We start from the raw sequence: 21,702 nt of genomic DNA on the forward strand, positions 1-21,702 counted from the left end.
TTGGAGTGTAAGGAACTATGATGAATCCGAAGAAGGCTCTCTGGATTGTTTTATTCGCCCTTTCTTGGATTCCAGTCGGGATGCTGTTCGTTTCAAATGTGTCGAATGTTCCCGATGTCTATCCTCAGGACTTCAGCATCTATAATCAGGGCTGGAATGGATTGAGTACGTTCAGAGAAGACATAGAATCTATGGGCTATACACCTGTTGCCATTCAATCGTCGATGAGTGTTGTCACACGATATGAGGGCAATGCTGTTCTTGTCATCACGGGTCCCGTTCGTGACTTCTCTATTGATGCAATATTTGTCATCTTTGATCATTTAATGAATGGCGGCAGCGTTGTGATAGCCGATGATTTTGGGACTGCGAATGCCTCCTTTGCATTGCTTAATACTTTGATTTCCGGTCAGGTCACCGAGCATGCTCCCGTTCCAGTTCATGGTATTCTCTCTTATACCGGTGGTGTTCTTCTCGATCTGAACTCGTACGACAAGAGCCCGAAGCTTCCTATCATCACCGATTTTCGTCCCGGACTTGATGGTGGTGCCTTGACCGTTGGTGTTTCCAGTCTGCATCTAAATTGGGCCACTGCAATCAATCCGCGTTCGGCATTGGGTCTGGCAGGTATAGCATGGACCTCCGAACGATCATGGTGCGATCGAAATATTACCGACCCCAATCCGTATCCTGATGATGGTGAATGGAATGGTTCCCTGCCAGTGGTTGGGGCTCTAGATCTTGGAGGGCTGGTTGGTGATGGTTCGCGTGGGGGTCGCATTGTTGCGATAAGTGACCCAAGTATCTTTACAAATGATATGATTAATCGTGGTGATAATCGTCAATTTGCTCATAATGTGATTAATTGGGCTACTCATGGAGAGCAGAATCAGACAATTGTTTTCTGCGAAAATCTACTTGCAGTGCCATGGTACGCACCCGAATTCTTCTTTGGATTATATCTTAGTCGAGTTATCTGGCTGTCGACGCTCCCATTTGTATCATTCCTTTATCCTTTTGTTACGGTTGTGGGAATAAAGAAATACCTGCCAGATATGAAGAAACCCGAGGTAAAAGCGGTTTCAGAGGTGTTCTTGCGTCGGGGGCAGACATATTTCAGTGAGCGTATGGCCTATTACAGGACTGAGGGCAATTATGCCCGTGTAATTAAGATGTTATATCGTAAATTGCGGCGCGATATGAAACGAAAGTATCTATGGGCCGAGTATGATTCACAAAAAGTATGGGATCTTCTCAAAGCAAAAGATCCGAAATTGAAACGAAATGATTTCTTTAAGACGATAACGCGTATCGAGAAGATAGCAGCAAATCCCGCCATGAAAATTCATGAGAATGAGATGATGGATTTGTTCTTCTTCATGCGCAATATACAGAACAAACTTATCGCTACAAAAAAGTGAGGTAATAGATATGACTTTAGACGAGACTGACACAATGGGCGGTGGTTCTGTCGATGCATTAAGCATTGATGAGGTCCACAGTTTGACAACCGAGATCATCCGTGAGGTCCAACGAGTGATCGTTGGCAAGACGGACATCCTACGGGACTGTCTGATTGCAATGTTGTCCAATGGTCATGTTGTGCTTGAAGGTGTTCCGGGTCTTGCAAAGACGTACATGGCTCGGACTTTTGCGTCCATTTTGGGATGCCAGTTCAAACGTATACAACTCACCGTGGACACACTCCCTGCGGACATTCTTGGTAGTAATGTTTTCAATCAGCGCAGTGGCGAATTCTGGTTCAGGAAAGGTCCAGTATTTGCCAATCTGGTGCTTGCAGATGAGATCAACAGATGTCCCCCTAAATCTCAGAGTGCACTGCTCGAGGTGATGGAAGAACGTCAGGTCTCAATTGAGGGTGTGACACGAAAGTTACCTGAACCGTTTCTGATCATTGCCACTCAAAACCCTGTGGAGCAAGAAGGCACCTACCCCCTGCCTGAGGCACAGCTTGATCGGTTCATGTTCCGTCTGATTCTTGATTATCCTACTAAGAGTGAGGAGGCAGAAGTCATCAGACGTAAACATATTGGTGAGGCAACTGACCTGCGGGTTCTAGCGGATCCGGAAACCATTGTTCGGATGCAAAACACCTGTAAAAAGGTATACATCGATGATGACATCATCACTTACATTCGAGACCTCATTGTTCGCACCCGAAATGACCCTCAAATTCTTCTTGGTGGTTCCCCTCGGGCCTCCCTCGTACTTATGAGTGCATCAAAGGCACGTGCAGCCATGCAAGGGCGTGATTACGTCATTCCCGAGGATGTACGAAAGCTCGCAATTCAGACTCTCAACCATCGGTTATTACTTAAACCCGAGGCTGAGCTCGAGGGAATGACTGTAGAACGTGTCGTGTCCAAGATACTAGGTGAAATCGACTGTCCCCGATAGACTCTATCGGTCACATACTGTTCACTGGAGACGATATGCTGTGATTACTAAGAGAGGCTTTGTGGTTCTGTTCGGTGGCGTTCTTTTACTGACAAGTGGATTCGCCTACATGAACTTCTATCTCACTATGATAGGGGTATATCTATTGGTCGGTCTCGTTGTTACATTACCTCTTTTTGCACTTACTGCAAACCTCTCGGGGATTGAAGTGGAGCGCCAGATAGACAAGGGAAAGGTCTTTTCTGGTGATTTTCTACGGGTCCGTGTCACAATCAAGAATGTATCTCACAGGCATTTCGACTTCATTGAAATCTGGGATCAATATCCCGAGACTTGGATATTGGCCATTGGTGAGAACTTTATAGCATCGCGAATCGAACCTGGAAGTAGTATTACCTTCTCCTATATCTTGCAAGCGCGAATGCGTGGTCGATACTATATTGGCCCTACAGAGGTCATTATGCGCGATCGTCTGGGTCTACACTACTACAAACGAACTCTAAAGGCACGTACTGAGATTCTCGTATATCCTACTTGGAAAGATGTACGCAGAATGGAGTCACTTGGCAAGCAGAGGCAGCTTGGTCTCATGTTTGGAGCTCACAGAACAAAGACAGTTGGTATGGGCACGGACTTTGCAGGGTTCCGTGATTATGTTCCTGGAGATGCTTTTCGGCTCATTGATTGGAAGGCAAGTGCTCGTCGTGGTAAGATGATTGTTAAACAGTTCGAGATGGAGAAGAATATTCAGATCGTGTGTATGATTGATACGTCAGGTAGTATGGGTAATGGCTATCCTGAAAACACCAAATTAGAATATGCAATTCGTGCTGCTGTTCTTCTCTCCTATATGGGAATTGAACGAAAAGATCTTGTTGGAACCTGTGTATTCTCCGATAAAGTGCATACATTTGTCCCGCCAAGTCTAAAGCCTAACCATATGTTTGAAGTATTGGAATCATTGGCCCTTGCTGAACCAATAGGCTGGAGTAATTTTCCAGAGGCAGTGGAGTATGTCACCCGACAGCTCACAAAGCGTACTCTATTCATTTTTCTCACCGATTTGGAGGAGAGCCCGGGGCCACTGCTGACTGCAATGAAACGGGTTATTGCAAACGGGCATAAGGCCCAAATTATCAGCCCGTTTGGTCCTTGGTTCGAGGCGCCTGTAGGGCAGTTTGGTCCAGTAGAACGTGTTCTTGCTGAGGCTGTTCAGGAGGAGCTCTGGGAGCGTCGTAGTAAGATCGCACGAGCCCTATCACGTTTTGGTATTGATGTTGTAAATGTCGGCCCAGAAGACTTCCTGCCTGTGATCATTAAGCAGTACAATTTGGCAAAGCAAAGGGGGGTTGCACTACATTGAAGATAGTCACATGGATTCTGCGTATTCTATCCACCACAACTTTTGTCTATATGTGCTGGATTGTCTATAACCAGTTATCGGGTTATTGGGACTGGGCCTCTCCCTACACTTTCATTGTGACCGTCTTTCGTGTTCTCTCCCTCATATTGTTCTTTGTGACCATTATCGTGGTGAATGGTATAGCCAGTATAGTACTGGGAGGGCATATGGCCAATAGCTTGGTTGTAGGTCTCTATAACTCAATGGCACTCCACTTCTGGTATCTCCAACCATACGGTTCCCATGGTCCTCTTACTGATGTCTATCAAGTATTTCAAGTGTTTTCGACACAGATCTTTGATTTAGCTTTTCAGTTATGGGATGACACCTTTACATTTCTGTATTTTCTCTTTGCAGGAATTGGTATTGCGATGTTTTTGCAATCTCTATTTCGAATGGAACACAAGTTCGTTGGAGGTGCCTTTCTCTCCATTCAAGCAATTCTTATTGTGGCCGCCTTTCGAGATTTGCCCATTTATGGTGGCTCCCCTCCCTCTGGTGATTTTCTCACCTTTCTCGCGTCCGGTATGCAGATCTTGGCAATCGTGTCATTTGCATATCTCGAATTCAGTTACCAAATGATTTACAGCTACTCCGTAGGGAAACCCGTTGAAGACCGGGAAGAAACATTGAAGAAGCAACTGTTAGCTTTGCGGTCAGCCACCCGCCGCCAAGACGCTATAGAGCGTGGGGAGCGAACGTCCTCTTCAACAATGAGTCGAACAACTGGCGCAACTGCATTTTCATTCTTACGTGAGGTCATCGAACGAAAAATCATCGGTAGTCACAAGGCGCTTGAAAATCTAGATGCGATTAGTGATGTACGGCGTCTGAATATCTATGTAGATGAATTACTTGCAACAGATTCCTCTGCTCGTGACGAGCTCACCGCCAAAGCTGCTACTCCCTCTTCAGCTTATGTGATCAGTTCTACAATCATTGGGTCTGTCATCCGGTTTCTCAGTGTGGTGGCAGTGTCCTTTTTCCTTCTAAATCCTGCATTTCTCATGAATCTCCTTAATCTCCCTCCCGGAATTCGTAACAGTGTAGAGCTACAGCAACCTGAGATTGTTGTGCTCTTTCTAGTGCCAGTATTGCTCACCTTTGCCTTTGCAGCGGCCATGATAACTTGGTTGTCACAAGAAAGGTTGGAAGACGAGCCCAAATTGAGCCGTGAGGAAAAACGAAGTCTCCGGAAACGCAGAAAGGAATTGGAGCGTAAGATGCGAGAACTTGAACGTGCTCGACGCGAGCGATTCAAACGTTGGAGAAAACGCAAACGAAAGCCGGATGCCGAAGAAGATGAATGGGATCGCGCATTAGATGAAATCTACAAGTCATGAACTCGGAAGTGAGATGAATGAAGTCTTTTGTTCTCACACATGGTGATGTTGATGGAATCACCTCCGGTGCCATTGGTCTGTTGGCTTTCCCGGGGTCCTATCTCTATTTCACAAAGCCCTCTCAGATTCATACAGATCTCTATCGGGTCGCTAAAGATCGGCCCGATGTAGTTTCTATCAGTGATATTGCTCTGAACACCGCTCATTTTGATGACATTCTTAGAGCATTGTCACGGTTTCCTGATGACACTGTGATTCATTGGACCGACCATCATCCTATGGAAGCAAAATACAAGCGAAAGCTGGCGAAACGAGTAGATCTGTTCCATCAGATTGGTCCCTGTGCTGCTGAACTGATGTATCGAAAGTTTAAGGACAGACTACCAGAGCATGCTCTCAGGCTAGCTCTATATGGCGCAGTTGCCGACTACTGTGATGACACTCCTTTTACAAGGGAACATTTCGAAGACTTTGATAAACGAACGCTCTATCTTGAGGCGGCACTACTTGTTCAAGCTCTTCAAGAAATTGATTATCGCAGGGAGTCAAAAGATCTCACTTGGGAGCTCACGTTGGGAATTGAACCAAGTGCTATGAACAACATCGTGACGCTTGCTATGAAGGCAACGCGTGTAGAGCATGAGGTATTTAGATATGTACAGACGCATGCACGCAAGATGGGGCCTGTCGGTTATGTCCTTGATATGCCTGTCCACGGTTATCGTGGGAAAAGCGCAAAATTCGCAGCCTATGCAACAGGCTCACCAATAGGGATCAGTGCTCGCTCATCTGATGACGAGATCGATATGTCTATCAGGCGTCGAAATTCGACAATCAATCTGAATCGTGCTCTGAACAAAATTCTCCCCCTCCTCAATGATGCTCAAGGTGGTGGTCATCCAGCTGCTTGTGGAGGTAGTATGAAACGAGAAGACTTTCCTCGTTTTCTACAACTGTTAGGTGAAGAGGTAGCGTCTTTATCATAGCAGTAGCATGATTACGTTCCAGATTACCCAGACAACCGTCACTATTGCCTCACCTGCAACAATCCCGCTAAGAATTCGACTTGTCCTATCCTGTTGCATCTCTGCGCTCTCGATTCGATCGGGATACATATCTATTGTTTCCCCGGATTTCTTCTTTTGTTGGTAGTCAATAAATGCGCCGATGAGCATGGTTACTGATGTTGCAGGGGGTATCAGCAGGCCCACGACCAGACTGATGGGACTTGACCCACGTTTGTGAACTTCCCGACCAACTAGATACCCGATCACTCCAAACGATAGCAGGTACACGAACTGAATAATCGGATGCACTCCCTGAAAGATGGGGCTGTCCATGCCTGGTAACATGAGATGCCCAAGCCCCTGAAGACTTAGCACAAGAAATCCAAAAAGCTGGGCTGCTGGTGCAGGGAACTCGGCAGTACCAAAATGATATGTGGAATAGACCATATATGTCATTAACGAGCCAACGAACGTTCCCAGCATCATTCCTAAAAATACGGCTTTGAAGATATCTCTTCCTCGAACCCCTGTGAGTTTTCCGAGTTTCAGATGTACAAGTAACGCGACGGCAGCATCCTGAAGTGCTCCCAACATGGACATGAACGTAGTGACAGCTTGGAATGTGGTTCTGAAGAATAATATTGCTGGAATCGCTATAATATCTGAAATGTATCCAGCAAGCATTCCCGTTTCGCTGATTGCCCGTGCTGTGAAATATGCCGAAACCAATGCTAATGGCGATCCCAGTATGAACAGAAGCCAGTGAATCTCCAATCCGGCAAATGGTCGTAGTACGAAAAAGACTACTGTACCAATGATCATGAACAGGATTATTGATACGAGGGCAACCCATACTGGGACTTGACCATTTCTGGCTCGCAGGAACTCTCGCGGATTCTCTATAAGTTGTCGGAAGTCCTCCTTAAACGTCTGTAATGAGAAGAGTTCCTCCTTGACACGCAATAATCGTGGTTCTTCTGAAACCTTATGAGGCCAATCTATTATGAGCGACAAATCCTGTTGTTGGTTTTTAGTGCGTTCGATGAACATCTGTTCAAACCGATCGTAGGTCAGCGAATCATCTTTTCTACTGGTTGCAAAATCTCCTGCGATGACTGTTGCAAAGATTCCTAACGCAAGATAGAGTATCTCGGGTCTGTGAAGATGTGCACTATACGAGATTGGTTGAGCGCCCTCCAAAAAGATCCAGATCATCAGTGTCATAAGGCTCCCTAAAATAAGCGTGAGCGTTCGTTTCCATCCCACAAAGTATCCAATTGCGGCGATAAGCGGTGAATTGCTCATCCCTATCCAATTTGGGATTGCGGCAGCAGATGGGATAGTCGACTTAATCATGTACGGGAATGTTGAGAGTGATTCTCCAGTTGACGCCTCGGCTACTTTTGCCGCACCGACCCATGCTGCTGATATCAACACTCCTTCTGCTACATCCTTCTTGGCATCCTTGTCAAGCCCCATTGATATTATGCACTCGGCTTGAGGTTTAACTTGTGGCCACGGTTCTCTCTCAAACTGTTCTCTAAAGGGTGCAAGTAGCAATAGTCCAAAGATCGCACTTGTTCCAGTCACAAAGACGATAAATGGATACGTGATTAGACTTGCCGCCACATCTGGTGCGAAAATCTCTATTGCCGGAAATGTAATGAGTACGCCAATAGATATCATAGATGCCCCATTCGCTATTGCTACGACTATTGTGTTCTCTTCCTTGGTGTATTCCCCCTTAGCACCCAGAACTAATGCTCCGAGCATCTCGGCTCCCACAAAGTACACCATTCCCAATTTGAGAGCAAGATAGATGCCCAAAAATGTCATCACAATACCCACACCAATCCCTGTGACTATTGCTCTCTTTGTTAATGGGAACTTGGGTTCTACCAATGCACCAAGATAGATTATGATTCCGCTGATACCCATTATGGTCATTTCAGTAAAGACGCCCACACCAAGACTTGTTCCAAGAAATAGTATGATGAATAGGCCACTCACTCCCAAATCTCTCTTTGTCACCCGTTCGTGTCTCAGAGATGCGATTAGAAGAGTGCCCTCTATTATCCCTGCTGAGATAACACTTGGATCGTACCAGCGGCCCTCACACATGACCACAAAGACATAGAACAACCCCGCACCAAATAGACCTGCCAATGTTGTTCGAGTTGATCTACGGTCTTTAAGCAAGGGGGCGGTCTCCGGGTGATGTCAACGGTGTGTGGCTTCGGCGAGAGATAGCTTGTTCATCCGAACGTGCGAAAGAGTGCTGGAGCGGCCCATCTTTTATAGGTTTGGCACAAATCTGGCCTCGTTCTTATTACAATCTCAACGTTTCAATGATCTCTTGGACTGATGGTCCCTCGATCGCAAGTATCTTTTCTCTTGACTTGTGTCCCGTGACAATCATGATGTGCGACGTTGATATTCCTATGATCTTTGCAAGTCTTTTCACGAGTTCCGTATTGGCCTTCCCTTCTCTGGCAGGCCCTCGAAGATTGATACTGATGTGAGTATCTGTGATCTCTTCAATAAATCGTTTTGACCTGGAGTTGGGTCTCACAAGAACACGTATGAATATGCGGGACTGTTTTTCCCAGATGGCGGTTTTTTCCATGCCTTTTTCATGTGACCCTACCCATTTTAGTGTGCCTTAATCTGTAAATTCAGATTGGCGAGAGGCCCACTGAGATTTACTTAAATCGGGTAACGTTCTGAATACATAGTAAGGATTTAACGAGTAATTCCAACGGGGTGAATTTCAATGTCTGATCCAGTAATGGACGCATATACACAAGCATATAATGACTCTGGACAACTGATCCAGGCCTTTGGCGTTATTACCACGTCAGGTCAGGTTCTCTGGCAAAGTAGTAACTGGGATCTAACTGCTGATGCACCAGGACTTGGTTCTGCAGTCGTGAAGGGCGCCACATCTGTGGTACAGAATCAAGTGAAGTACAGCACAATTCGAGTGACACCTGAAAGTCTTGTGGCTCGCAGTGTGGCTGGAAACGGTACACTTGTTCTGGCTAAGATTGAGGGTGACAAGTTCGTTGTTGCATGGGCGGACCCAAGTGCGCGTCCTGATCAAATCTATGTGGACGTTGACCGCGCGGCAAAGAAGCTCAAGGGCAAAATCTAAACACATCTATACATATGGGGCAGGATGAGGGGCCATATGATTTTCTACCCCTATCCGGCCTCGATATTTTATTTTTGAGGGATGCTAATGGAAGATCCAATCGGTCAAGCCTGGAACGCCTTGTATACTGCTAATCCGAAGATTCAGGCATTTGCTGTTATCAAAGGATCCACAGTTGCATGGCAGACCTCGAACTGGGATCTTGTAGATGAAGCAGAATCTCTCTCATCTGTTCTGAAGACCGCACCCGAAAAAATCAGAGTGAATAAGGTCGAGTATCATCGTGTATACTTGGATGAGACCTCCTTTGTAGCCACAGCCGACAAGAAAAAAGGCCATCTCCTCATGAGCCTTGTAACAGCCGGGACTTGGCTAGTGGCATGGGCAACTCCCGATGCGGATCCAGAACTTGCGCAGATTGATCTTGCTAAGACCGCTTTTGACCTTCGTGATAGTGTATAGACTGCCTTTTTTTCATATGTGATGATTCAATGTTGGCCGTCTGTAGGTCAACATGATTCTCTGTAACTTATCAATGATTCTCAATAAATCAAAATGGCAGTAGATTTAGATAGTCGGAGAGCCCAATTATATTATGAGGGATCTACTATGGCCGTTGTTGCTTTTATCATGCTCAAGGTTCGCACGGACTCTACAAGGGGTGTTCTTGAAAAGGTCAAGTCTTTTGCAGAGACAAAACAAGTTCATATCATCTTTGGGGCGTATGATATGATCGTAAAGGCCGAGTTCAAGGATAACGATGAGATGAGTCGTTTCGTTGTGGATAAATTGAAATCGCTTGATGGCGTTATAGAGACCGCCACAAATGTCTGCGCCATATAATCGAGTTCCTGATAATGATTACTCGGTTTCAATTGGCCAAACCACAAGATGTCGGAATACTATTCACTCTATTTCTCAGGAAACAAAATGGCCCGAATCTGTTTTTGGGTTTCAATCCATTTGTCTATGCCTGTTGCGTGGACATTGAGCAAGAATTCGTAGAGGTCAAGGACATCACTATCTACAACATCTCCCTTGATCATTTTGGCAATTGTTTCCCTGCCCGCTGATTCAATTGTCCATGCTTTGACTACAAGCTCGGATAATCTCTTTTTTTCATCCTCTGAAAAATTATATCCGAAGACATCGTTCAACCGGTCTATTGCTTGCTTGACTCGCCCCTTTAAGAGACGTGCACCTGTGAGTCTTGGTGTTGTTGCTATGACGAATCCCTTTGCAGTTCTTCGATAATAGTCCGTCGTTCGTTTTCCCGTTGTCACCGTTCCATATTTGATGATCAGTCCTGCCTCAATCAATCTCGGTAGATGATGATATACCTGATTCTTTGTGACGGCCTCAAGTTCATCATCCATTGCAGATAATTTCACGATTTCTATTACTGAGAGCGCATGCCGTTTGACCTCACGTTGCCGTATAATGAGATCACCAGTTTCATCATCTCTCATACGAGTGGTGATGATGTCCTGTACGCCTTTTTTCATGGTCTTGAGGATTGCAAGACGTACTGGGTCTTCCAAGGTCTGAATTATCTCTTCATTGGTCACAAAGACCAATTCCTTCTGGGGCGTGCGTCCCTCAGCAGTCAGTTCTATCTCTCTTAATGTGTCTGTCAACCTGTCAATATCTTCAGGTTGGTTCGTTATTGAGGCGGTCATAGTCACTGTTTCATACCCCTCCCCCCATATAAAAATACGTTTATAGTATATGAAACAACCCCATCGACCAAAAATAGTGTGTCAAACAAACCTTTATATGGATTTGATTAACAACTATGGTAGAAGTTATAGTTTGATATACAAACCATCTGGTGATTAACATGGTGCGCGAGATTCTTACTCTTAGACATGATCGAAAAGAACTACCAATTGAGCCATTTGACGAATTTAATAGTATTGATCGGATGGTGAGGTGGTCTCGATGATTCGACATAGCAGTCGTCATAATCGGCCTCGTCGCAACTATGAATCCCCAGAGATTGTCCAGGCAAAGGCATTCTCTTGCCTGTATTCATTTAGAAGGTGATAATTATGAATAGTCGAAATAATAAACCAAAATACAACAACACTCCTAAGATGGTGATCTCAGCGCAAGCAATAGCACACACCTATTTCCGTCGGTGATACTATATGTGGGATTTACCTGAGCGAGGGGGATATTTCGAGCGTGCCTCTTATGATGGCAACGATCGTGGGAACTCCCCCTCCCTTTCTATTGCTGAGGTATTGGCATGGGAGGTCACCTGAACTTCAGGTGACATTTCTTTCTCCTGTAGTTCCACCTTTGTCGTGTTTTATCGTTCAAACAAGTCCACAATCGACTATTAACTAGGTATTGTATTGCCAATTTTTCCTTTGTAATGTTCAAAATTCATCATGCTCTTAAGGTGGTTTGTAACATCATATTCCATATATCAAATGGAGCTGACCATTTATGGCATCTGATGAATATGCTTCTGATGATGATACAGGTGCAAATGCATCTGAACCTAAAACTGAAACTGAGCAGTACGTCCCCTCACGGATGAATTGGCTCTACGTCTTTGCGATCGGTCTTGGATTTTTCACCACTGGTGTGAGCTGGAGTGTTTACAACAGCTATCTGCCGGCCGACTTTCTCCCTACTTTTATTGTGGGCGATTTACAGAATACCATTATTGGCGCAATTATGGTTCTGGATAATATCTTCGCATTGTTTATGCAACCTTGGATTGGAGCCCATTCTGACAAGACGAGAACTCGTTGGGGGCGGCGAATGCCCTATATCATGGCGGGGATTCCTGTCGCCGCAGCCTTCTTTACGCTCATATCTTATGGTTGGGCCTTGGGAAGCTTCTGGCTTATGTTTGCAATGATCACGATCTTCAACATTGCCATGGCATTCTATCGCGCACCAGTCGTGGCACTTATGCCTGATCTTGTTCCCTCGGAACATCGGACCAAAGCGAATGGTGTGATCAATCTAATGGGCGGCATTGGTGCTATCTTTGCCTTCTTGGTGGCCTCTCGAATCTACAAGATACACGATCCGGTGATTGGTGCATTCCTTGGTGTTACTGCACAACAGTCAGGTCCAGTATTGACCTTCTTGACGACCAGCATTATCATGGTTGTTTCTCTGATTGTACTCTTCGTTGCAGTCAAAGAACCAGAGATCCCCCCTCCTGATTCCAAATCTGGTGAGATTGGCATCATGGAGGCAATCAAGCAGGTTTCTTTTGCAGAGGACAAGTCCGCCATTGCGCTTCTCGGAGCCATTCTGATGTGGTTCTTTGGATACAATGCTATAGAGACTTGGTTCACCAAATATGGAAACGAGGTCCTTGGCTTTTTGACTGCTGATGCCTCATTTCTACTGAATGGGATTGCGATCTCCTTTGTCGTCTTTGCAGTGCCTGCGGGTGCTATTGCGGTGAGGGTGGGGCGAAAGAACACTATTGTTGCGGGTCTTGTCATTATGATTGGATCACTGACGGCTCTCTGGTTTGTTACCGACTATATCACTATCATTCTGGTGCTTGCTGTTGCAGGTATCGGTTGGGCAATGGTTAATGTGAACTCCATCGTCATGGTCTGGCAGATGCTTGGCCAAGAGCGTCTTGGTGCTGGTACTGGACTCTACTATTTGGCAAGTATGTCGGCTGCGATTTGTGGGCCATTGATCTCCGGAATCCTCTTTGATCTGACCTCCATCGCGTATCTGTTTCCGGTATCCATTAGCTTCTTTGTGATTGCTCTACTACTCATGGTTGGAGTTCGAACTGGCGAGGCTCATCATGAGGCAATTGTTGAAACCCAAGTGTGATTCTCTTGAGCTGGGACTACGGTCCCAGTCTATTCTTTTTTTATTAGCGTTTCTTACTATTTATAATATTTTTCCATTGCACTATACTTAAGAAGCGGAAGCCTCCGATGGTGATAACGGCGTTATCCAAAATGACACGCGACCGAGTTGATTCACTAAGACTCAAAATCAAAAGCATTCGTTCCGAGCAGAATCTTGTACTAAATGCGCTAGCAGCTCTTACTGGTGCAGTTTCTGGAGCCGTGGCTGTAGTATTTCGGCTTGCCGTGTACTGGCTCTCTGTTGCCTTTTCCATTATTCCTGATTATATCGGCATAATAGGCTGGATTATCGTTCCGGTAATTGGCTCTCTATTTAGTGGATTTCTCACAACTAGGTTCGCCCCCGAGGCCAGTGGCCATGGGGTTCCTGAAGTAATGGAATCCTATGTTCTAGAAGGCGGCAAAATACGTCCGCGTGTTCCCATCATTAAGACCATTGCCTCTGCTTTTACTATTGGCTCAGGTGGGTCCTGTGGGCGTGAAGGCCCGATTGCTCAGATAGGTTCAGGTACTGGATCAAGTCTTGCCCAACTGTTCAAACTTGGTCGCCGTGATACTCGAACGTTAGTGGTCTGTGGACTCGCATCAGGTATTGCCTCAATCTTCACAGCACCTCTTGGTGGTGCCCTATTTGGTCTCGAAGTCCTCGTTGGTGAGTTGTCAGGCGTTTCCGTAATTCCTGTCATTCTTGCATCTGTCATTGGTGTTGCCATTGTGAATGGGTTCTTTGGTCCTGACGCCTCTTCGCTCAGTGCTCCCTCTCTAACACTGACTAGCTACTCAGAATTAATCTTCTATTTCATTATGGGCCTGATGTTCGGGGTGATCAGCAAGGTCTGGGTCAAGATCCTCTATGTCTTTGAGGAATTCTTTACCCATCTTAGAACATCTGATTATTTCAAGCCCGCCCTTGGTGGTCTGGGGATTGGTCTCTTGGGTGCATGGGTTGTTGTCTTAGAATGGAATTTCAAGTATTCTGGCATCTTTACCACTAACTCTGCGTATGTTCCAGCAGTGATGGGGAGTGGTTACGCATTCATTAATGCCGCATTAATAGGATCAGTTCCATTCTTGGCACTAATCACCTTTGGATTTCTCAAGATGTTCGCCACAGCCTTTTCCATTGGTTCAGGTGGTTCAGGCGGTGTCTTCGCACCCACCCTGTTCATGGGTGCAGGAATCGGCGGTGCTTTTGGTATTATCTTTAATATGATCGCTCCCGATATTGCTCTGCATCCCATGGCTTATGCCTTGGTTGGGATGGCAGCCATGTTTGCAGGTGCAGCTCATGTTCCAGTTACTTGTATCGTCATGACCATGGAGATGACTGGTGATTATAATCTCATTCTCCCCCTGATGATTGCAGTCGCTAGCTCCTATATGCTTGCTGTTACAATCATGCCTGAGAGTATCTATACCGAAAAACTCCGGATGCGTGGTATCAACCTCAAACGTGGCCTCTATATCGATGCTCTTCGCAGTATTACTGTGAAGCAGATCATGACTCGTGAGCCTGTGGTTCTCTCCCCGGATATGACCGCTGATGATGCTCTTCGCGTATTGAATAAGACGCATCACACCAAGTTCCCAGTTGTGGATTCAGATGGTAATCTTGTTGGCACCGTTATTGCAGAGGACTTGGAGAAACGATATGATTCGGAAGGCAATCCTCTCAAAGTACGTAACCTTATGATGCAGAAGTTTCTCACTGTTAATCTTGACACTACTATGGATGAGGTACTTCATGCGATGATGAAACAACTGGAAGGCCATGCAGTAGTACTCGACCCCAGCAATCCACACAAGATGTTAGGATTCATCACAAAGACTGATGTCTTTAGGGCATACGAGTCTGCTATTGCCTCACTTCGACTTGAGGGGTCTATTGAGGAGTGTATTCCCGTATTTACTGATAAGGTATAAACAAGTCCCTATGCTGCGGATGCTTATGGTTAACGACAACCCGACATGCGTGATATGTGGGAAGCCATTTACCGACCATGATCCAGGTATTCCTATTCTTGGTTGGGCCCTTGATATAATTGGGACCAAAGGATTCGCACATTATCTGTGTGTCAGTCAATTAGCAAACGAAACCAGCTATCTCCGTGGGATCGCTCCTTGGGATATTGGCCAGCCACATCCAGCGCTTGTAGATCTTGTCGAACAAAAGAAATTACCTCTTGGATCCGTGTTCGAGCCGGGCCCGGGTCGTGGTGATAATGCGCTCTATCTCGCCTCGAAAGGATATGATGTCACAACCTCTGACATCTCCCCTTCAGCTGTAGAAGCACTACGAAGACGGGCTCGGGATCTGGGCCTCTCGCTAAATGTCATTCAGGCTGAGGTCATATACGGTCTCAATTCTCTCACCGGCAAATTCGATATTGTCTTTGAGCGCTCATTTCTGCAGACACTTCCCCCTCTGATGCGCTCCCGCTACATAGATCGGGTTGCCTTACTTCTTCACGAAGGCGGAATATATGTTGGGATCATCCGTGGCCCGCGTGACCCCCCTCCTGTCACTCAACCTTATGCGTTCACAAAACAGGAGATACTCGAACTATTTGCTCCACGGTTTGATATAATCGAGGTCGCTCCTACTGTTTCAGGGCACGATGATAATGAACTGACCTTCTGGCTTGTCCAAGCCCGGCTTAAGACATAGTAGGGGTCTCATCTATATTATTGGGGACCGATACTGTTTCTTTGCCACGACTTGCCACACGAAATAGCACAAGTGCAAGGAATGACATTATGACTGCAAAATACATGATCGGATGGTAATCCGGCCAGAGCGCATACAACACTGTTGCATAGATGGGGCCAAAGACACCTGCTATTGATAGAACTGATGAGAGCAGACCGGAGGCGGTTGACTTCTCAATATTTCGCTCGGTCACGTATTTGAGAGCACCAACATAGAGGAATGCCCATGATGCTCCAAGCAGGATTTGTGAGGGAATTATTTCGAATATATTTCTGGCCAATGTGAACCAGAAGAATGTGACTGCGCTCCCAATGAGACCAAGAGTGACCAGCTTCTTGCAGGCCATACGATCTGTGACTGTTGCCATGAATACTACTTGGGACACAGAGTTCGCCGCTTGTACAATGCCGATCATTATAAGATCCCCTCCCAAGTCTGCAAGAAAGAGCGGCCACAGTGTCCATATTGCAAAAGCGCTGCTGTGTCTTATGAAGACCGCAGCATAGATTGCCGCATTTCGTTTGAATGTTTCGACCGGAAATAATGGCACGGGAACTTTGACTCGGTGAACTTTAGGTAGCGTCAACGCACTGCCAAACGCCAGCATGAAAAAGAGACTCGAGATCGCAAAGGCATAGTGAATATTGAAACCTGCTGCAACACCTGCGATTATGGTTCCAATTCCCCAGCCCATGCTTCCAAACGTGGCAAAGTGCCCCATCTTCATCTTAGAGTCGTGAGCATATGCAGCCAGTGCTCCGGGATATATGCCGACCGAGAAGCCATTTGATATTCTGATGATAAAGAGCAAGACCGGGTTTGTTGCAAACCATAACAGCCCGAATGTGGCTCCAGAGAGAAGGAGACCTAATCTGAGAACTATCCGTCTACCATAGATATCCCCCGCACGGCCAAAGATGTAACTTGAGATGAACGACGCTGCTGCATACGTGCCGACAAGAAGTGTGACATAGAATTCATCCACACCAAGATGATCCCGCGCAAGGATGGGAATGTATGTGAACGCCGATAGAACCGCTGCACCCGCCATGAATTGGATAGTCTCTGTCTTCACAGTTTGGCCCCAGATTTCGACTTTGACCAACGATATTAACTGCGCGACTGGTGCAACTGGTCGTTCTCGTTTACAAAAGCTTTTCACTGTTCACGTTATTCTTTTATCATCTACTAGGTGAATTTCGAAATGGCCAAACTATCACCAGGACTAAAGTTCGTTGTAATCAATTTGGACGATTTCGTAATCTTAGTTATTGCTCTAGCTATTATCTATTGGCTTCTTCCAATCTACTTTGTTCCACTTGCTCTAATTCTGGTAGTGGGTTTCATCATCCTAATTGCAGTCAAGTATCGCCTTCTCTATACAGCCCTTAATGACGAGCCACGAAACTATGATGTCACTGAAATGATTGGTGAGGCGATCTCTACGATCACTCCTTCTGAGGGGCATATCCGTCTCGGTGCTGAGATCTGGCACGCACGTTCTAAGGATATTGAGATACCTGCTGGTTCACGAGTGCGTGTGGTCAGTCGAGACGGAATGGTGTTGCAGGTCACTCCTATAGATCCCCATTGATCACAAGAGATTCAGTATCCAACTATCTCCTATGTCTGAGATAGATGACTATGGCAATGACAATGACAATGGAGGTTGTGATTACAAGTACCGCCAACCATGTGGAGTCTGGATTCTCTGTGGGAACTGTTGTAGTGTTTGTGGTAGTAGTTGTAGTTGTCACTGATGTGGTGTTTGATACGGTGGTCATGCCATACGCATAGAACACGTCCATCTCGTTATTTCGCCCATCTGCCCAGGCGACATGTACACGATTACTATCGTCGACTTGGATGCCCAAATATTCTCCCGGCCTTGAAAATACATTTGAAGTGTGTTCGCTGGCTATCGGAATCTCCGCTCCGAATTGAGGCGTAGTTCTATTGGTTCCTGTAAATGATACTCTTCTATAGACTGGGCGATAGTATGCCCCCTCTTGACTATAGTATGCAATATGCAAGTTTCCGGTCTTGTCAATTGCTAACTCGGGGTTCCATTGATCTCCACTGGTCCTATCGTTGACTCTGATTCTATCGCTCCACGTCATGCCCTTATCGTCAGAATATCGAAGATATACGTCAAATGTTTCTGTGTCGGGATACGTGTCGGCCCAGAGTAGATAGAGTCTGCCATGCTCGTCAAACCGTAGTACTGGCAAGGTCACTCTACTGGGATGGTTATCGACGTTTCTAAACCGTGCGTATTTACCATCAGTATTTACAATAGTATCATTCCCAAAGCTGGCTCCGCCATCCTGACTGCGATCGAACAGAATGTTTCCATACTCACTGTCCGCAACCCACGAAATATGTCCATGCCACATACACAACTCCATCGTTGTCGATTGCCAAGTACGGCCCGACGTGGCCAGCCTCTGCAGAGTCGGAGATATTTGCAACATCAAAGAACATCCCCCGTCATTTGTTGATTTGGAGAGCTTGACTGTGACATTTCCGTTGTTGGACATATCAACGTCATCATATGCAATATAGATTGTTCCATTCTTTGAGATTGCCATAGTTTCCTTATCCGCAAAATATGCTCCATATGATGCGCAGGCAAGATCCCATGTTGTACCATTATCTTCGCTCTTTGCCAACGTTATCTGTGAAAAACTCGAGTAGGTCCCATATTCCAAGTATGCATAATATATGACTCCATCACGCCATACCATCCATGGGTCTGATTGTCGTGTGTTCTCGCTTCCAAAATCCCTCATATCCACAGGTTTGCTCCATGTTCTACCACTATCCGCGCTTCTGACCCAGCTTACTGAGGCGCCTCCTCCATTATGTGTTTCTGAATTTTTCCAACCTATGTATATCTCATCGGGGTTTCCGAGTGCCATTGTCACCTCGACATGGTGTGCATATCGTGTATCGTCTGTTGAGAGCAAGACGTTGTGTGAGAATGCAACGATCTCCTCTCCTGTCTGTGCGAGCTGGTATGACCTGTTGCCTCTGTCTGGTACAGACTGCAATGGACTTACTGTGGATATTACGAGAAAGATTGCAACACAAAGCAGGACCTTATTATTCATTTAAATTACCCGGACTATCAGTGCCAAAGGTTGCAATCCTGTAGAGATTAATCTTGATATGAACGCATCAGATGTGTGATCAGAGCCCAATACTCTTCAGCGGTTGTTCAAGGCAGAATTTCTCGTCAGTCTTCCAATCGCCAGTTTGTGCATCAAATGTCTCAGCCCATAGACCGTACGTCTGAGAGTGCTTGTAGTCTATGATCAACAGCTCATAGTCCTTTGCGAGTTGCCAGATGAATGACAGCAATTCAGAAAAGTGCGCAGAGGGGAGACGCGCATACCACACAAAACCATCCGGGATTTGTCGGATGCTTGATGAGAATGGGAATGTTCCCTCCTGTAGTTTGGCTATCAGCCGCTCGGTCTTTGTGCGTTCGGCCTTCACGATGAGCATTGGTGTATTATAGACATCAAAATGTGTCCAGTTGATGAATACCCGGAATGAGTCAATGACCTCCTGTAACCGAAGAATCCGTTTCGATATCTTCTGTTGGATACTGCCCTCTCTCGGGTTGAGTCCGATCTTCTTGATGATGTCGATATTTTTTTGGCGAGCATTATCAGTCAGTTCTTGAAGGATCTTTGCATCGAGATGATCGATCTCAAAATGCTCTGTGGCCACCTCATTCTTCTTAGGCCGAGTAGCAGATCGATCTTGCTCTCTCTGAGGTTCTTGAGACCACCAGCGTTCCCAGTCAAAGTTCCAAGTCATCCGTTCAGGATCCCATGCTCCAAGTTGAGGTCGTGTGTGTATTGAGCCATAAATCTCCTGTAGAGTTGGGAGTTCCCTTACGGATTGCACAATGCCTTTCTCTCTCATTCTCTCAAAGGCACTCTCAAGATGAATGAGCGTTTCAGGAGGTTGTCTAAACTGTACAAGCATCCCTCTATGTTCTCCACCGAATACCCGTGATCGATATGCGGTGTATGGGTGTTCCTCACAGAACTTCTCGATCTTGATGAGATCCTTGTAGGACTTGATCTCGAGAAGATAATCATATAGTTCCAGCCCCAATCTATGTGCTCTAAGATATGGCTTGACTCCTAAATAGACGCGATCCTCAGCAAGCTTGGCAAGCCATGTTATCACTGTGGGTGTTGACTTTCCTATCTCCTCGGCTATCTTCTTGGCGGGGGCCATCGGCATCTCTTGAAGTTTGAATAGAAGCTCAAGCATCTCTTGATTCACTTGTGCACAGCCCTCTTATTCAAAAGTATGCACTTATAGTTGGCAGGCCCGGACCTCCACCTGTTGGTGGATCGAACGAGAATATGTCCGAAATGAGGACTTTCCCACCGCTTCTGTTCACTATTGATGCAAGCATCTGAATCTGATACCAGCCGCACTCGTATGCCATATCAATACAATCAATTTGAAGTGTTGAGGATGAAGGCGGTTTATGCACGCTCACTCTGAATGAGTATGTTGTACCAGATGGTAATGTCACCCAGAGACTAATGTCGATTCTTGTGGGCTCACTATCGGTAAATGCAAATTCAACAAGGATCTTAATGTCGTCAAAATACGTGTCCCCATCAAGATCGTCATAGTATGCATTAGAGATATACACGGATTGCGATTCACTGGTCAAAACTCGTGTTGGTGCTGCATTTACGAGAGGGAGGAGTGTGATGACCATCAGGACCCCCAGTATGACCATACTCTTGGCTCTATTCAGCGGTCTCACCATATGCTACTTTTTTCACGCGCTATATAAGTGTACTTGATTCTAACTTTTCATATACATTTTTAAGTCAGTTTAAAATTCTCGTATATATCGGAAATCGTTTCCGACTGGAGTGAGAGAATATGAAACGGACAATATCGGCCGTAATCTTGTTGGGCATCACCTTTGCTCTCCTAATGCCATCGCTTGCAACAGCAGTTGACAATCGGATAATCATGAGGGGAGGTTATGGTGGTGGCGGTGGTGGTCCTCCGACAACCACCCCCACCGAGATTGTATATCACACAGGCACTGCCAACAGATGGGCGGTTATCATTGGAATCTCTGATTATGAAGGATCAACGAACGACCTTTGGGATCCTGATAAAGATGCATTAGAGATGGCCCAGATTCTTGAAGGCTACGGTTACAATTATGCCATTGCTCTCAATGATGCTGGAACCGCAGATAATATTGTATTATTGCTCGATTGGCTCATCACCAATGAGGATGCGAACTCTGATGTGGTATTCTTCTTCTCAGGACATGGCTCCCGTGTTGAAGATGGGACTTGGGACACTGACATCGAATCGGATGGTTATGATGAATGTATAGTGTCCTATGATCTCGTTGCAGTGACAGACTCGTACATGGCCAGTAGGTTTTCAGAGCTTGAGTCCACACACTTTGCAGCTGTCTATTGTAGTTGTCACAGTGGAGGTATGTTTGATCAGTCATATGAGACCCAGAGTGGATCTCTCTATATCGCAGCTGCAGAAGCCGATCAGTATGGTTGGGACTACAGCACTCTAGAGAATACACTGTTCTTCTACTACTTTGGTGATCAAGGACTTTTGAATGGCCCATACGACAATCTGCAAGATGCCTTCTGGTATGCAAGACCATTTGTCATAGCTGAACAGCCGGACAGCTGTCCAATAATGCTGGACAATCTGGGTACACCATTTTATGTCAAATGAGGGGATTCTCTCCCCTCTTCTTTTTTGTGTGATACCCGT

General features: G+C 45.9%; 20 protein-coding genes. 13 read left to right on the forward strand and 7 right to left on the reverse strand.

Annotation, left to right across the window (positions count from 1 at the left end):
- The first annotated feature begins 17 nt into the window (after positions 1–17).
- Genes K9W43_01285 through K9W43_01305 form a run of 5 tightly spaced genes read left to right on the forward strand, consistent with a single transcriptional unit; the run spans position 18 to position 6,149 of the window.
- The gene (locus tag K9W43_01285) at positions 18–1,421 is read left to right on the forward strand and encodes a hypothetical protein (GenBank protein ID MCF2135847.1); all 1,404 of its coding nucleotides are present in this window, start codon (positions 18–20) and stop codon (positions 1,419–1,421) included.
- 34 nt (positions 1,422–1,455) lie between these two features.
- Complete coding sequence (locus K9W43_01290; protein ID MCF2135848.1) at positions 1,456–2,418, forward strand: MoxR family ATPase; 963 nt, start codon at positions 1,456–1,458, stop codon at positions 2,416–2,418.
- Between the two features lie 40 nt (positions 2,419–2,458).
- Positions 2,459–3,781: a DUF58 domain-containing protein gene (locus K9W43_01295; protein ID MCF2135849.1), complete on the forward strand. Its 1,323-nt coding sequence runs from the start codon at positions 2,459–2,461 to the stop codon at positions 3,779–3,781.
- On the forward strand, positions 3,778–5,163 hold the full coding sequence (locus tag K9W43_01300; GenBank protein ID MCF2135850.1) for a hypothetical protein: 1,386 nt from the start codon (positions 3,778–3,780) through the stop codon (positions 5,161–5,163). The genes K9W43_01295 and K9W43_01300 overlap by 4 nt, the downstream gene beginning before the upstream one ends.
- A 17-nt stretch (positions 5,164–5,180) precedes the next feature.
- The gene (locus K9W43_01305; GenBank protein MCF2135851.1) at positions 5,181–6,149 is read left to right on the forward strand and encodes a hypothetical protein; all 969 of its coding nucleotides are present in this window, start codon (positions 5,181–5,183) and stop codon (positions 6,147–6,149) included.
- Here K9W43_01305 and K9W43_01310 read toward each other — a convergent pair.
- Entirely contained in the window at positions 6,144–8,369 is a 2,226-nt protein-coding gene (locus tag K9W43_01310; GenBank protein ID MCF2135852.1) for an OPT/YSL family transporter, read from the reverse strand. The two genes, K9W43_01305 and K9W43_01310, sit on opposite strands and share 6 nt — an antisense overlap.
- 130 nt (positions 8,370–8,499) lie before the next feature.
- Entirely contained in the window at positions 8,500–8,796 is a 297-nt protein-coding gene (locus K9W43_01315) for a DUF167 domain-containing protein (GenBank protein MCF2135853.1), read from the reverse strand.
- Between the two features lie 147 nt (positions 8,797–8,943).
- On the opposite strand from K9W43_01315, the gene K9W43_01320 reads away from it, so the two are divergent.
- The 3 genes from K9W43_01320 to K9W43_01330 all read left to right on the forward strand — a co-directional run bounded on the left by K9W43_01320 (position 8,944) and on the right by K9W43_01330 (position 10,167).
- A complete protein-coding gene (locus K9W43_01320; GenBank protein MCF2135854.1) occupies positions 8,944–9,324 on the forward strand; it encodes a hypothetical protein in 381 nt (126 codons plus the stop codon).
- A gap of 87 nt (positions 9,325–9,411) precedes the next feature.
- Positions 9,412–9,786 carry a hypothetical protein gene (locus tag K9W43_01325; GenBank protein ID MCF2135855.1) on the forward strand — a complete coding sequence of 125 codons (375 nt, stop codon included), beginning with the start codon at positions 9,412–9,414 and terminating at the stop codon, positions 9,784–9,786.
- A gap of 147 nt (positions 9,787–9,933) precedes the next feature.
- Positions 9,934–10,167, forward strand: a complete 234-nt coding sequence (locus K9W43_01330) for an Lrp/AsnC ligand binding domain-containing protein (protein ID MCF2135856.1) — start codon at positions 9,934–9,936, stop codon at positions 10,165–10,167.
- Positions 10,168–10,235: 68 nt separating this feature from the next.
- On the opposite strand, the gene K9W43_01335 is transcribed toward K9W43_01330, so the two are convergent.
- Complete coding sequence (locus K9W43_01335) at positions 10,236–11,009, reverse strand: hypothetical protein (GenBank protein ID MCF2135857.1); 774 nt, start codon at positions 11,007–11,009, stop codon at positions 10,236–10,238.
- 769 nt (positions 11,010–11,778) lie between these two features.
- Between K9W43_01335 and K9W43_01340 the strand changes: the two genes are divergently transcribed.
- The 3 genes from K9W43_01340 to K9W43_01350 all read left to right on the forward strand — a co-directional run bounded on the left by K9W43_01340 (position 11,779) and on the right by K9W43_01350 (position 15,858).
- A complete protein-coding gene (locus K9W43_01340) occupies positions 11,779–13,149 on the forward strand; it encodes an MFS transporter (protein MCF2135858.1) in 1,371 nt (456 codons plus the stop codon).
- Between the two features lie 131 nt (positions 13,150–13,280).
- Positions 13,281–15,113 carry a chloride channel protein gene (locus K9W43_01345; protein ID MCF2135859.1) on the forward strand — a complete coding sequence of 611 codons (1,833 nt, stop codon included), beginning with the start codon at positions 13,281–13,283 and terminating at the stop codon, positions 15,111–15,113.
- Between the two features lie 10 nt (positions 15,114–15,123).
- Positions 15,124–15,858: a TPMT family class I SAM-dependent methyltransferase gene (locus K9W43_01350; GenBank protein ID MCF2135860.1), complete on the forward strand. Its 735-nt coding sequence runs from the start codon at positions 15,124–15,126 to the stop codon at positions 15,856–15,858.
- Here K9W43_01350 and K9W43_01355 read toward each other — a convergent pair.
- On the reverse strand, positions 15,848–16,975 hold the full coding sequence (locus K9W43_01355) for an MFS transporter (protein MCF2135861.1): 1,128 nt from the start codon (positions 16,973–16,975) through the stop codon (positions 15,848–15,850). The two genes, K9W43_01350 and K9W43_01355, sit on opposite strands and share 11 nt — an antisense overlap.
- Before the next feature lie 129 nt (positions 16,976–17,104).
- Here K9W43_01355 and K9W43_01360 point away from each other — a divergent pair, with 129 nt between their 5' ends.
- Positions 17,105–17,494, forward strand: a complete 390-nt coding sequence (locus K9W43_01360) for an NfeD family protein (protein MCF2135862.1) — start codon at positions 17,105–17,107, stop codon at positions 17,492–17,494.
- Positions 17,495–17,516: 22 nt separating this feature from the next.
- On the opposite strand, the gene K9W43_01365 is transcribed toward K9W43_01360, so the two are convergent.
- From K9W43_01365 to K9W43_01375, 3 genes are all read right to left on the reverse strand, one after another.
- Positions 17,517–18,953, reverse strand: a complete 1,437-nt coding sequence (locus K9W43_01365; protein MCF2135863.1) for a glycoside hydrolase — start codon at positions 18,951–18,953, stop codon at positions 17,517–17,519.
- Positions 18,954–19,092: 139 nt separating this feature from the next.
- A complete protein-coding gene (locus tag K9W43_01370) occupies positions 19,093–20,205 on the reverse strand; it encodes a hypothetical protein (GenBank protein MCF2135864.1) in 1,113 nt (370 codons plus the stop codon).
- 19 nt (positions 20,206–20,224) lie between these two features.
- Positions 20,225–20,656, reverse strand: coding sequence for a hypothetical protein (locus tag K9W43_01375; GenBank protein ID MCF2135865.1), 432 nt, complete (start codon positions 20,654–20,656; stop codon positions 20,225–20,227).
- 170 nt (positions 20,657–20,826) lie between these two features.
- Here K9W43_01375 and K9W43_01380 point away from each other — a divergent pair, with 170 nt between their 5' ends.
- Positions 20,827–21,663, forward strand: coding sequence for a caspase family protein (locus K9W43_01380; protein MCF2135866.1), 837 nt, complete (start codon positions 20,827–20,829; stop codon positions 21,661–21,663).
- Positions 21,664–21,702: the final 39 nt, after the last annotated feature.

The sequence above is a fragment of the Candidatus Thorarchaeota archaeon genome, from assembly GCA_021498125.1.
Lineage (GTDB): Archaea > Asgardarchaeota > Thorarchaeia > Thorarchaeales > Thorarchaeaceae > B65-G9.

Bases quoted from the DNA above. Each gene is read 5' to 3' on its own strand.
- K9W43_01340 (MCF2135858.1), top strand. From the start codon at position 11,779: ATGGCATCTGATGAATATGCTTCTGATGATGATACAGGTGCAAATGCA.
- K9W43_01330 (MCF2135856.1), top strand. From the start codon at position 9,934: ATGGCCGTTGTTGCTTTTATCATGCTCAAGGTTCGCACGGACTCTACA.
- K9W43_01315 (MCF2135853.1), bottom strand. From the start codon at position 8,796: ATGGAAAAAACCGCCATCTGGGAAAAACAGTCCCGCATATTCATACGT.
- K9W43_01285 (MCF2135847.1), top strand. From the start codon at position 18: ATGATGAATCCGAAGAAGGCTCTCTGGATTGTTTTATTCGCCCTTTCT.
- K9W43_01360 (MCF2135862.1), top strand. From the start codon at position 17,105: ATGGCCAAACTATCACCAGGACTAAAGTTCGTTGTAATCAATTTGGAC.
- K9W43_01350 (MCF2135860.1), top strand. From the start codon at position 15,124: ATGCTGCGGATGCTTATGGTTAACGACAACCCGACATGCGTGATATGT.
- K9W43_01380 (MCF2135866.1), top strand. From the start codon at position 20,827: ATGAAACGGACAATATCGGCCGTAATCTTGTTGGGCATCACCTTTGCT.
- K9W43_01375 (MCF2135865.1), bottom strand. From the start codon at position 20,656: ATGGTCATCACACTCCTCCCTCTCGTAAATGCAGCACCAACACGAGTT.
- K9W43_01345 (MCF2135859.1), top strand. From the start codon at position 13,281: ATGACACGCGACCGAGTTGATTCACTAAGACTCAAAATCAAAAGCATT.
- K9W43_01290 (MCF2135848.1), top strand. From the start codon at position 1,456: ATGGGCGGTGGTTCTGTCGATGCATTAAGCATTGATGAGGTCCACAGT.
- K9W43_01320 (MCF2135854.1), top strand. From the start codon at position 8,944: ATGTCTGATCCAGTAATGGACGCATATACACAAGCATATAATGACTCT.
- K9W43_01305 (MCF2135851.1), top strand. From the start codon at position 5,181: ATGAAGTCTTTTGTTCTCACACATGGTGATGTTGATGGAATCACCTCC.
- K9W43_01325 (MCF2135855.1), top strand. From the start codon at position 9,412: ATGGAAGATCCAATCGGTCAAGCCTGGAACGCCTTGTATACTGCTAAT.